Origin of the sequence: Streptomyces sp. NPDC059832, assembly GCF_042731715.1 — a bacterium.
GTDB lineage: Bacteria > Actinomycetota > Actinomycetes > Streptomycetales > Streptomycetaceae > Streptomyces.
The window spans coordinates 20,681-32,761 of sequence record NZ_JBHWIY010000053.1 but is presented as its reverse complement, the minus strand read 5'-3'; the positions used below and the strand labels follow the sequence as shown (position 1 = coordinate 32,761).

Here is a 12,081-nt window from a genome sequence, read left to right as displayed (position 1 = left end):
CCCCGCCCCCCTGTGGACAGGTCCGTTCAGTCGGTGACCGCCATGCCCTCGACGGCCATGGTCACAGTGCGCGGCTGCACCGGCTCGGGGACGCCCGCTCCGGCCGGCACGGCCGCCTCGACGACCGGCACCTGCCGCTCGGGGAGCAGACCGAGGACCGCCTGCCGCTGTGCCTCGCCGGTCGCCTCGTCGTACGGATCGGGCGTGGCCGGGACCTGGAGCCGGAGCACCGGGCCGGTGCCGAGCCGCGCGTATCCGCGGCCGGGCGGGACGTCGGCGGCCGGGGTGGTGTGCGGCTCGGTGCCGAGCACCGACTCCACCTGCTCGCGGGAGCAGTGGCCGAGCACGACCCGGGCCCTGCAGTGCGTCCGTACGGTCTCGCCGAGGGTGTCCAGGCTGTCGAACTGATCGGTCAGGACCACGGTGACGCCGGCCGCCCTGCCGTGCCGCAGCGGCCCCTGGAGCAGCTCCTGCGGATCGGGCCTGCCGTCGGCGGCGGCCAGATGGCCGAGGACACTCGGCCGGTCCAGCAGGATCCAGAGCGGGCGCTTGATGTCGTCGGGCACGGGGTGGCCGACCTGCCGGGCCCGGTTCGCGGCGATCAGCCGCCGTTCCGTCTCGTGGGCCGCCCATTCCAGGGTCGCCAGTGCGCCGGCCAGCCCGCACTCCACGCTCAGTACGCCGTCCCGCCCGGTCAGGCAGGCGTATTCGCCGGTTCCGCTGCCTTCGACGATCAGGATGTCGCCGTGCTGGAGCGCCTGCAGGGCGATGGAGCGCATCAGGGTCGTGGTGCCGCTGCCGGGCTGCCCGACCACCAGCAGATGCGGCTCGGTGGAGCGGGCGCCGGTCCGCCAGACGACCGGAGGGGCGTCGCGGGTCGTGTCGCCGTCGTGCACCGGAACCGTGCGCTGCACCGCGTCGCCGTCGGTGAAGCCCAGTACGGTCTCGCCGGGGGCGGTCACGAAACGCTGGGCGCCGATCGAGGTGGGCAGGGCGCCGAGGACGTTCATGACGAGCTGGTTGCCCTCCTCGTCCCAGGCGAAGCGGTATTCGCGGCCGCGGCCGGACTTGGCGTGCAGCAGCCGCTCGATCCGGGCACGGGAGGCGGCCTCGCTGTCCGTGAAGTAGGCGGGGTACGTCACCTGGAGGCGGGTCAGCCGCCCGTCGCCGTCGAACTCGTAACCGCTGAAGGCCTTCTCCCAGTCGCCGCCGTGGGAGAACAGCGGACCGGGGTCGTCGGCCACGGAGAAGTACGGCACGAGCGCCTCGTACAGGGACCGCAGCCGCGCGGTCTCCGCCTCGTCGGGGCCGGTCTTCACGGGGGTCCGCTCCCGCCCCGCCCAGGCGGCGGCGCCCATCACCGTGACGAGGGCGATCAGACCCCCGTACGGCATGAGCGCGAACGCGAGTACGCAGGCCGCGACGAGGAACAGGGTGGGGCCACGCCTGTCCTTGGGCGTCGCGGCCCACTTCTGCCGTCCGGCTCCGGCCAGCAGCCGCAGACCACGAGTGATCGTGATCAGCGGATGGAGGACGTCCGTGGCGTTGTCGGCGGCCGTGCGCGCGAACTCGCGACTGCGAGTGATCGAGGCGCTGCCGCTGCTCAGAATGCGGGGGAGTGGTCGCCGGGCCACGTCGGTCTCCTGAAGGGGTGGGAGCGGTCGCGGAGGGTCAGAACTTGATCCCGCCCAGGAGGCCGGCGAGACTCGCGCCCCCCGCGGTGATGCTCGGTGCGATGGCGGTGCCTGCCAGATAGAAGCCGAACAGGGCGGTGACGAGGGCGTGCGAGGCCTTGAGGCCGTCCTTCCTGAAGAACAGGAAGACGATGATGCCGAGGATGACGACGCCTGACATGGACAGGATCATGAGTGGTTCTCCTGGTTGGGGGGACGGTCACCATGAGTCCTTCCAGGTTCACCGGAAGTATCTATACGATAAAAGCTGCATTTGGGTGAAAAGTCGTTATTTTCACTTGAATGGCCGACCGGGTGATCCCGGTGGGCCGGAACTTCCGGTGTCGCGCACTGTTCCGGCGCACCATTCGTGATCCTTTGCCACAGGTGGGCAGGGTCATGTGCCCGGTCGGGCAGTACCCTGTCGGTTCACTCGTACGGCCCCCACGGCGTACGCCCCGGCAGGTCGACAGTGGTGAAACCGGTTAATGGAAGGCGGTCCGTCCGATGAGCGAAACCCCCGATCCCGAGGTGGTCGAGCTGGCGACGAAGGTCTTCGACCTCGCCCGCCGCGGTGAGACCGACGCGCTCGCCGCGTACGTCGACGCGGGCGTGCCCGCGAACCTCACCAACGACCGGGGTGACTCGCTGCTGATGCTCGCCGCCTACCACGGGCACGCCGCCGCCGTCACGGCCCTCGTCGGCCGGGGCGCCGACCCGGACCGGGCCAACGACCGCGGGCAGACGCCGCTCGCCGGAGCCGTCTTCAAGGGCGAGGACGCGGTGATCGAGGCGCTGCTCTCCGCGGGCGCCGATCCGGCCGCCGGAACACCCTCCGCCCTCGACACTGCTCGCATGTTCGGCAAGGCCGACCTGCTGGAACTCTTCGGCTCCCGCTGACCGGGTACGCCGTAAATGTGGTCGCGGTGGCGAAATGGCTGGGTCATCATGACGTCGCGGGCCCGGTTCCGGGCCACCGACGAGAGGCAGAGGAAGATGGTCTACACCAAGCAGAAGACGGCGGTCGGCCGATCATGTTGCTGCGCGGCGTAGTGCCCACCCGGCACTTGGAACTGCACAGTCCCGGTTGCGTCGACAGCTTGATGTGAGGCTTTTTCCATGTTTGATCCGTTCATAGCGCCGAGCGGCACCCTGCTCGGCCTGCTGCAGAGGGGCCGTGGCGACGGCACGCTCCACGCGCTCGCCGCACCACGCCCCGAGGCCCTGGCGGCTCTCAACCACTGCGTCCTGAGCGATCCGCGTCACGACTGGCAGGTGGAGAACCGCTCCCTCTACTACGCACGCCTGTACCTCGACCTCGACGGCGGCATCGAAGAGATCGAGCGGCACCTGTGCGATCCCGACGACCACCTCGACACCGACGACTCGCGCACCGGGCTGGCCCTCGCCGTGCTCGGCCACCTCGCCTCGTACGGACGCGACGACGCCCTGGCCCTGCTGCGGCGGTACGCCGCGACCGGCGCCAACTGGGCCTGGGCCCTCGACGAGCTCGCCCTGCGCGACGACGACGCGGGACTCCGCGCCCTCGCCGTACCCGTGCTCGGCCGGTTCCCGGCCACCGAGGAGGGCGCCGCCGAGCTGGCCGCCGCCGTACGGGACGCCTACGAACCCCGCCCCTGGCGGCTCTGGGCGGACGACCCGCGCGACACGGTCGGCGCCAGGGTCAGGGCCGCCTCGGAACAGGGCTCCTTCGACCGCTGGCAGCGCCAGATGCGACCCGGCGGCCCCCGTCCGGGCTGGAGTGTCCAGGCGGTCTTCGACTGGGCCCAGCAGGGACTCGAACGCGGCAGCACCCTCCATGTGCCGGCCGCCCGCTGCCTCACCGCCGTCGCGGGCCCCGAGGACCGGCCCACGATCATCGAGGCCGCCCGCAGCGGCCCCGAGGGTGCACGCTGTGCCGCGCTGCACTACCTGGCGGAGGCCAGGGACCCGGCCGTGCTCGACCTGATCGAGACCGGAGCGGTCGGCGTCTCGCGCACCGTCGCCGACGCGTCCGTCGCCGCCTTCGAGCGGATGTGCGGCGACGCCGCGGTGGAGCGCGCCAGGCGCTGGGCCCGACGGCCCGACGCGCTCGGTGCCTCCGCGGCCGGTGTGCTCGCCTGCCGGGGCGGCGCCCAGGACGCCTCACTGGTCCTCGGGGCGCTCCGTGAGGCCGTACGGGGCGACGGACCGGACGCACCACGTCTGTGGACCCTCGTCGACGGCGCGGGGCGGCTGGGCATCGTCTGTGCCGCACCCGTGCTGCGGCACGTCTACCGGGAGACGTCCTCGTCGCATCTGCGCGGCCGGGCGGCCCGCGCACTGGCCGCCACCGATCCCTCCTTCGCCACCGGATTCGCCGTCGAGTGCCTGTGGGACTGCGAGGAGACCACCCGCGAGCTCGCCGCCCTTCACGCGGAGACCGGGGACATCAGGGTCGCCGAGCGGCTCCGCCGCCTCGCCGCGGACCCGGCCGAGGAGGCCGAGGTGCAGACGGCGGTACGCAGCCGGATCGGGCCCGACACCCCGGCGGCCTGACCGGGTACGCACGCGACGCGCGTCGGGGGGCGCGCGGCGTCAAACGGGTGACCCCACCCGAACGGAAGACCCTCGCGGCGGGCCCGGCTCGAACGCTCACGGGACGTTCCCCGGGCGGAAAGATCCAAGTCGGCCCGGTCACGCCCGGCGTGGCGACGACACGGATATGCGTGTCGTCATCGTCACCGAATCCTTCCCGCCCGATGTCAACGGCGTGGCCCCACTGCACCCTCCGGACGGCCCGGCATCTCGCCGGCCGCGGCCACGAACCGCTCGTCGTCGCCCCGGCCACCACCGGCGCGACGACCATGTCCCGTCCGGACCTCCCCGACGCCTTCGAGGCCGACGCCCCCATGCCCCGTGGTGCGCGTCCCTTCCCTCCCGCCCCCCGCCCGGCTACCCCCAGGTCCGCGTCGCGCTGCCGAGCCGGCGGCTGACCGCCGCCCTCACCGCCCACCGCGCCCGACTCGTCCATCTGGCCGGACCGTTCGTGCCCGGCGCGTCGAACTCCTCGCCGGGGCCTGCGCGCTCCCCGGGGTCCGGGTCGTGGTCGTCGGGGACGGACCCAGTGAGCCGACGCCGCGCACCGCCCTGCCCGGCGCGGTCTTCCTCGGCCGCAGGACCGGGGACGACATCGCCCGGGTCTTCGCCTCGCTGGACACGTTCGTGCACGGGCGGCGCCGGTCGTCGCGGGCGACGGACCGCTGCGCGCGGGGCTGGAGACCCGGGCACAGCGGCTGCCGGTCGAAGTCCTGGGCCACGTGCGCGACCGGGAGACCCTGGCGGATCTGCAGGCGGCGGCCGACGTCTGCCTGGTGCCCGGACCCGCCGAGACGTTCGGCCTGTCGGCCCTGGAGGCACTGGCCTGCGGCACCCCCGTGGTGGCGAGCGCGAGCTCCGCGCTGCCGGAGGTGATCGGCGGTGCCGGCGTCGCGGCCGAGTACACCGGTGAGGCCTTCGCCGCCGCCGTACGCGAGCTGCTCGGGCGCCCGCCGGACGTGCGCCGCGCCGCGGCCGGGCAACGGGCGGAACTCTTCGGCCGGGATCGCTCGGTGGCCGCGTTCCTGGCCGCCCACGAGGTGCCGGACCGGGGCGGGATCGCGGGGGTGCGGATATGAGGCGGATATGAGAGGGGGTGCGGGTATGAGCGGAGGGTGCGGGGACGCAGGGCGCGCGTCGGAACCGTGCGGCGCCGCGGAACCACGCGCTGGGCGACGACGTACGCCGGAACCCTGCGCCGCGCGACCGTCGGGCCCGTGCCCGGTGCGGTCCGTCGCGCTCGGGGGACTCGTTCACCGAAGGCGTCGGCTGGTCCGACCCCGATCCGCCGGACAGGCCCTGGGCGGCGCCGCCTGCGGAAGGGGTCGCGGACGGACGGCGGGGCGTGGAGTTCCGCAACTTCGCCGTCAGCGGTGCGCAGTCCGCCGACGTTTGGGAGCGGCAGGCCGCTGCCGCGGGTCAGTATGGAGGGATGACCGGACGCTGGGAGTTCTGGATCGACCGGGGCGGGACGTTCACCGATGTCGTGGGCCGGGATCCCGGCGGGCACCTGGTCACCCGCAAGCTGCTCTCCCACGACCCGGACCGCTACCGCGACGCCGCCATGGCCGGAATCCGGGCGCTGCTCGGCCTCGGCCCCACCGACCCGGTCCCCGCCGACCGGGTCGCCGCGGTGCGGATCGGTACGACCGTCGCGACCAACGCCCTGCTGGAGCGGCGCGGCGAGCCGACCGTCCTGGTCATCACGGAAGGCTTCCGGGACGCCCTGCGCATCGCCTACCAGAACCGGCCGCGGCTCTTCGACCGCCGCATCCTGCTGCCCGAGGCCGTGTACGAGCGGGTGATCGAGGTCCCCGAGCGGATCGACGCCCGTGGCCGGGTCGTCAGACCACTGGACCGGGAAGCGGTCACCGAGCGGCTGAGGGCCGCCCGCGCCGACGGACTGCGCAGCGCGGCCGTCGTCCTGATGCACGGCTACCGCCACCCCGCACACGAGCGCGCCGTGGCCGCCGCGGCCCGGGAGGCGGGCTTCACCCAGGTCAGCAGCTCGCACGAGGTGAGCCCGCTGATCAAGCTCGTCCCACGCGGCGACACCACCGTCGTCGACGCCTATCTCTCACCGATCCTGCGCCGGTACGTCGACGAGATCGCCGGTGAACTCGACGGCATCCGGCTGATGTTCATGCAGTCCAACGGCGGGCTGCGCGAGGCCTCCCACTTCCGGGGCAAGGACGCGGTGCTCTCCGGCCCGGCCGGTGGCGTGGTCGGCATGGCCCGCACCTCCGAACAGGCGGGATTCGGCCGGGTCATCGGCTTCGACATGGGCGGAACGTCCACCGACGTGTCCCACTACGCGGGCGAGTTCGAGCGCGAGCTCGGCACCCAGGTCGCCGGAGTGCGGATGCGCGCCCCGATGATGAGCATCCACACCGTCGCGGCGGGCGGCGGCTCCGTCCTGCACTTCGACGGCCGGCGCTACCGGGTCGGCCCCGACTCGGCGGGCGCGATACCCGGCCCGGCCTGCTACCGCCGCGGCGGCCCGCTGACCGTCACCGACGCCAATGTGATGCTCGGCCGGATCCAGCCCGCGCACTTCCCGGCCGTCTTCGGACCGGACGGAGACCTCCCGCTCGACGCGGACCTGGTCCGCGAACGCTTCGACGCGCTCGCCGAGGACGTGAGGCGCGCCACCGGAACACGGCGCACGGCCGCCGGGACCGCCGCCGGGTTCCTGGAGATCGCCGTGCTCAACATGGCGAACGCGGTCAAGAAGATCTCCGTGCAGCGCGGGCACGACATCACCCGCTACGCCCTGACCGGCTTCGGCGGCGCCGGTGGACAGCACGTCTGCGCCGTCGCCGACTCCCTGGGCGTCGACACGGTCCTCGTACCGCCGCTCGCGGGCGTGCTGTCCGCGTACGGCATCGGCCTCGCCGACGCCACCGCGATGCGCGAACAGTCCGTGGAGGCGGAACTGAACGAGGCGACCCGGACCGCGGTGGGCGAACTCTGCGACGAACTGGCCGCCCGGACCCGCGCCGAACTGCGCGCCGACGCCGTCCCCGACAGCGCGATCAGCACGCACGCCCGAGTACTGCTCCGCTACGCCGGTACGGATGCGAGCCTGCCCGTCGGCCTGGACACCGCGCCCGCCATGGCCGAGGCGTTCACCGCCGAGCACCGCGCACGCTACGCGTTCACCATGGATAAACCCCTGGTCGTCGAAGCGGTCTCGGTCGAGGCGACCGGCACGGCGGGCCGGCATCAGCCACGCCCGGCCGACCGCACGCCCCGCACCGGCGCGAAGCCCCGGCCGCGCGACACCGTGCGGATGTTCGCCGAGGGCCGATGGCAGGACACCCCGCTCCACCGCCGCGAGGAACTGCGTCCCGAGGACACCGTGACCGGCCCCGCCGTGATCGCCGAGGCGGACGCCACCACCGTCGTCGACCCGGGCTGGCAGGCCGCTCTCGCCGACACCGGCCACCTGCTGCTCACCAGGGTCCGCCCACGCCCGGACCGCACGGCCGTCGGCACCCGGGTCGACCCCGTCATGCTGGAGGTCTTCAACAACCTCTTCATGTCGATCGCCGAGCAGATGGGGGTGCGCCTGGAGAACACGGCACACTCCGTCAACATCAAGGAGCGGCTCGACTTCTCCTGCGCGCTCTTCGACGCGGACGGCAATCTGATCGCCAACGCCCCGCACATCCCCGTCCACCTCGGCTCGATGGGGGAGTCCATCAAGGAGGTGCTGCGGCGCAACGGCGGCACGATGCGTCCCGGCGACGCGTACGCCATCAACGATCCGTACCACGGCGGAACCCACCTGCCCGATGTGACCGTGGTGACGCCGGTGTTCGACGAGGCCGACGGCGAACGGCCGGAGCTGCGCTTCCTCGTGGCCTCACGCGGACACCACGCCGAGATCGGCGGCATCACCCCCGGTTCCATGCCCGCCTTCAGCCGCACCATCCACGAGGAAGGGGTGCTGTTCGACAACTGGCTGCTGGTACGCGACGGCAGCTTCCGCGAGGACGAGACGCGCGAGCTGCTCACCACCGCCGCGTACCCCTCCCGCGATCCGGAGGCCAACCTCGCCGACCTGCGCGCCCAGATCGCCGCCAACGAGAAGGGCATCGCCGAACTCCGGCGCACGGTCGAACAGTTCGGTCCGGTCGCCGTCGCCGCGTACATGGGGCACGTGCAGGACAACGCCGAGGAGTCCGTCCGCCGGATCATCGCCGGGCTCCACGACGGCGCCTACCGCTACGAGACCGACAACGGCGCGGTCATCGAGGTCGCCCTCACCGTGGACCGGGCCGCCCGCTCCGCGGTCGTCGACTTCACCGGCACCTCACCGCAGCAGCCGGGCAACTTCAACGCGCCGAAATCCGTGGTGATGGCGGCCGTGCTGTACGTCTTCCGGACCCTGGTCGACGACGACATCCCCCTCAACAGCGGCTGCCTCAAGCCTCTGGAGGTCCGGATCCCGGAAGGCTCCATGCTGGCCCCCGTCCACCCGGCGGCCACCGTCGCGGGAAACGTGGAGACGTCCCAGGCCGTCACCGGCGCCCTGTACGCGGCCCTCGGCATCCAGGCCGAGGGTTCGGGCACCATGAACAACCTCACCTTCGGCAACGAACGGGTCCAGTACTACGAGACGGTGGCGAGCGGCTCGGGCGCGGGCGACGGCTTCGACGGCGCCGACGCCGTGCAGACCCACATGACCAACTCCCGCCTCACCGACCCCGAAGTCCTCGAATGGCGCTACCCCGTCCTGCTGGAGAGCTTCCGGGTGCGCGAGGGCAGCGGGGGTGGCGGGCGGCGGCACGGCGGCTGCGGGGTGGAGCGGCGGATCCGCTTCCTGGAACCCGTCACCGTGGCACTGCTCTCCGGCCACCGCCGGGTCCGGCCGTACGGCATGGCGGGCGGGGAACCCGGCGCACTGGGCGACCAGCACATCGAGCACCCGGACGACCGGGCGGACACACCGCTGCGCGGCTGCGACACGGCCGAGCTGGAGCCGGGCGACGTACTGGTGCTGCGCACACCGGGCGGCGGGGGCTACGGAACCCCGGAGCCGGGCCCCGACGACGGTACGCAAGGCACCGGGGAACGGCCGTGACGCCACTGCCGCCCGGCCCGGGGCCAGGGGTCGCTTCTGCGCCGTTTCGACCGTTGTCGGTGTGAGGACCTAATCTGTGCAGCGTGACTTCGCCTGCCTACACGGACAACGCTGCGCCCCAGCTCAGCGCGGGGCCGCGGCCCGCCCCGGGCCCGGCCGCCGACGAGGGGCTCTCGCGGCGGCTGCGCGCACTCGCCTGCACGGCGCCGCTGCACGATCTCGATGTGCGCAAGGCGAATCTGGCCGGTGAGTACACCGTCTACGCGATGGCCGAGGTCGCCCTCGCCGCGATCGATCTCGTCACCCTCAACATGGACTTCGACACGGGTGCCGACCACGACCAGATAGTGACCAGACTCCTTCCCCGCGTCGCCGCCCAGGCCCCGCGCCGCCCCCTGGCCGAGCACGAGCGCGTCGCGCGCTGGGTGCTGGAGAACCTGATCAATGTCGGCAGCGTGGACCGCGGATTCCGCGCGGTGTACGGCACGTTCGGCCCCGACGGGGTGTACGTCCGCCGGGACTACGACTTCAAGCTGATCGAGGAGGTCCCGGGATACGGCGGCACCGTCTACCTCCGGGCCACCGACGAAGCGGTCAACGTCCTGGTGGGCGCCCTCGACACGGACGTCACCAGCGCCCAGATCGCCGCCGAGGTGAAGCTGGAGGTCCTCATCAGCCGGGGCCGCCTCGCGGACGCGCAGCTCGCCGCCGAACAGGCCCGCTACCGCACCGTGCAGTACGCGGAGACCCTCCGCAAGACGCTGGAGGCCACCCGGCGCAACGTCCGCGCCGTCGACTGGCTCAACGCGGTGCCCGACATGATCGCCGAAGCGCTGGACCACGTCGCCGACCGCTACCGCCACGAGAACGCGATCCTCACCAACATCCGCAAGGCGCGCGACGAGGCGGAGGAGCCCGAGCACAAACGCCGCGCCGCCGAGCTCGTCGACATCGTCAAGGACTGCATCCGCCGCCACACCCAGCTGCAGTCCCGACTGCTGGAAGCCGGACCGCTGTTCCGCGCCGAACAGGACCGGCAGGCCTTCGCCACCCCCACGGCCCGCACCGGCCTCGATCTGTACGGCCAGCTGGTCGCCCCGCTGCTGCCGCTCCCCGTCGAACGCGCGATCCGGGTCACCGACGCCTTCTTCGCCCGCGGCACCGGGCTGCGCACCCCCACCTCGGTACGGGTGGGCGACCTCGTCGACATGCTGCTCACCCCGCCCCTGGAGCGGGAACACCTGGGCGCCGAGATGCCCGAGCCCGACCTGATCGCCACCCCCGACGACAGCAGGTTCAGCGAGGAGCAGCTCGCCGGCGCCATGGAGCTCCTGGACCTGGAACACGACGCCCCGCGGCGCCTGTCCGGACTCCTCGCCGAGGCCCGGCGCCGCGATCCCGAACTGCCCTACCTGGTCGCCCTGCTCGCGGTGCACGCGGCGAGCCCGCCGGTCGGCACCGCCTACCGGCAGGGAGAGCAGCGACTGCTGTTCTCCGTCGACGACGGTACGCAGCTCGACGACCCCGAGTTCGGCGGCGCCGACCTGATCGTGGGCACGGCCCTGCTGGACGCGGCCGGAATGGCCGCGGACCGCACGGAGGCGTCATGACCGGCACGGTACGCGCGGCACGGCGCACACCGACCCGGCCGGCCCCCGCGGGCCAGGGGCGTCCGCGGCCCGCCGGCACCCGCGCCACGGGCACGGACCGGACGCCGCCGCCCGGCACGGACACCGCGAGAGCCGGCGCCGTCCACCCCGTACCGAAGAGTTTCCGCAGCAAGGAGCGACAGTCGTGAGCGACCACCGCGCACAGCACCCCGACGCGTGGGGCGAGCCGAGCGCCGCGTACGCGACCGAGGGCGCGGGACCCGCCGAGCCGGTGGGCCCCGCGGCCACCGCGTCCGTCACCCCGGCCGACGCGGCCGACGCCGCCCGGCTCGTCGCCTTCGGCCTCCAGCCCAAGCTGCTGCCCGCACGCGACGCCGAATACGCCGAACTGCTCCGCCGCTACCGCGAGGAGCCCGCCTTCGCGCGGCTCGCCGACGCCGTGGCGACCGGACTCGGCCTGGTCGTCCTGGAGGTGTCCACCCGCGCGGGCATGGCCGTGACCGCCGGTGAGGACTCGGTCTTCGCCGTCCGCATGGGCGACTACGCCCGCCGGGCCTCGTCCGACTCCGCCGACCGCTTCCTGCACGGGCTGGCGCACCTCGCCGTCGCCGCGATGGCCTTCCCCCGCCCCGAGGACCTCGCCGACGACGCGTACATCGGCCGGATCACGGTCAACGGCGTCGACTCGTTCGTACGCCAGGCGTGCCACCGCCTGGAGGAGCGCGCCGAGGAGCACGGGGACAACACGGACCCGGCCACCGACGCCCCCGGACTCGAAGCGGCCTGGCGGATCTACGCCCGGCGCAGCTCCACCGGCGCCACGAAGGACGCCCGGCGACTGGCCGGCTCCACCACCGGCATCGTCGGCAAGGCCGTCGCCTTCCTCACCGACTCCGGCTTCCTCCAGCGCACCGGGGACGACGCCGGGGGTGCCTTCCGCACCACCGCCCGCTACCAGCTCCAGGTCCGTGACATGGCAGGCAGCGCCGCCATGGCCGAACTGCTGGAACTCGGCGTCGTACCGGTCACCGACGGCACGGCGACACTGCTGCCGCCGCCCGACCCCGACGACCTGGAACTGGCCGCCGACGCGGGTCTGCCCTTCCACGCCTGACCGGCCCGCCCCACCACC

8 protein-coding genes and 2 pseudogenes are annotated in these 12,081 nt (G+C 73.2%); 8 read left to right on the top strand and 2 right to left on the bottom strand.

Annotated features, from left to right (window positions below):
- Window positions 1–26 precede the first annotated feature (26 nt).
- Both ACFV8T_RS42120 and ACFV8T_RS42115 read right to left on the bottom strand, forming a co-directional pair.
- Window positions 27–1,634, bottom strand: a complete 1,608-nt coding sequence (locus ACFV8T_RS42120) for a hypothetical protein (RefSeq protein ID WP_385338318.1) — start codon at window positions 1,632–1,634, stop codon at window positions 27–29.
- A gap of 37 nt (window positions 1,635–1,671) precedes the next feature.
- Entirely contained in the window at window positions 1,672–1,866 is a 195-nt protein-coding gene (locus tag ACFV8T_RS42115) for a hypothetical protein (RefSeq protein ID WP_018103962.1), read from the bottom strand.
- A gap of 314 nt (window positions 1,867–2,180) precedes the next feature.
- Between ACFV8T_RS42115 and ACFV8T_RS42110 the strand changes: the two genes are divergently transcribed.
- The 8 genes and pseudogenes from ACFV8T_RS42110 to ACFV8T_RS42075 all read left to right on the top strand — a co-directional run bounded on the left by ACFV8T_RS42110 (window position 2,181) and on the right by ACFV8T_RS42075 (window position 12,063).
- On the top strand, window positions 2,181–2,573 hold the full coding sequence (locus ACFV8T_RS42110; protein ID WP_072489348.1) for an ankyrin repeat domain-containing protein: 393 nt from the start codon (window positions 2,181–2,183) through the stop codon (window positions 2,571–2,573).
- 219 nt (window positions 2,574–2,792) lie between these two features.
- Window positions 2,793–4,211, top strand: coding sequence for a HEAT repeat domain-containing protein (locus tag ACFV8T_RS42105; RefSeq protein WP_385338315.1), 1,419 nt, complete (start codon window positions 2,793–2,795; stop codon window positions 4,209–4,211).
- A gap of 166 nt (window positions 4,212–4,377) precedes the next feature.
- Window positions 4,378–4,883: pseudogene (locus tag ACFV8T_RS42100) on the top strand (glycosyltransferase); the annotation flags it as partial.
- Window positions 4,853–5,329: pseudogene (locus ACFV8T_RS42095) on the top strand (glycosyltransferase); the annotation flags it as partial. The pseudogenes ACFV8T_RS42100 and ACFV8T_RS42095, both read left to right, overlap by 31 nt.
- Before the next feature lie 353 nt (window positions 5,330–5,682).
- The gene (locus tag ACFV8T_RS42090) at window positions 5,683–9,339 is read left to right on the top strand and encodes a hydantoinase B/oxoprolinase family protein (protein WP_385338312.1); all 3,657 of its coding nucleotides are present in this window, start codon (window positions 5,683–5,685) and stop codon (window positions 9,337–9,339) included.
- Between the two features lie 83 nt (window positions 9,340–9,422).
- Entirely contained in the window at window positions 9,423–10,949 is a 1,527-nt protein-coding gene (locus tag ACFV8T_RS42085; RefSeq protein WP_385338309.1) for a hypothetical protein, read from the top strand.
- Window positions 10,946–11,137 carry a hypothetical protein gene (locus tag ACFV8T_RS42080; RefSeq protein ID WP_385338307.1) on the top strand — a complete coding sequence of 64 codons (192 nt, stop codon included), beginning with the start codon at window positions 10,946–10,948 and terminating at the stop codon, window positions 11,135–11,137. Before ACFV8T_RS42085 ends, ACFV8T_RS42080 begins: the two co-directional genes overlap by 4 nt.
- Window positions 11,134–12,063 carry a hypothetical protein gene (locus ACFV8T_RS42075; RefSeq protein ID WP_385338304.1) on the top strand — a complete coding sequence of 310 codons (930 nt, stop codon included), beginning with the start codon at window positions 11,134–11,136 and terminating at the stop codon, window positions 12,061–12,063. Before ACFV8T_RS42080 ends, ACFV8T_RS42075 begins: the two co-directional genes overlap by 4 nt.
- Window positions 12,064–12,081: the final 18 nt, after the last annotated feature.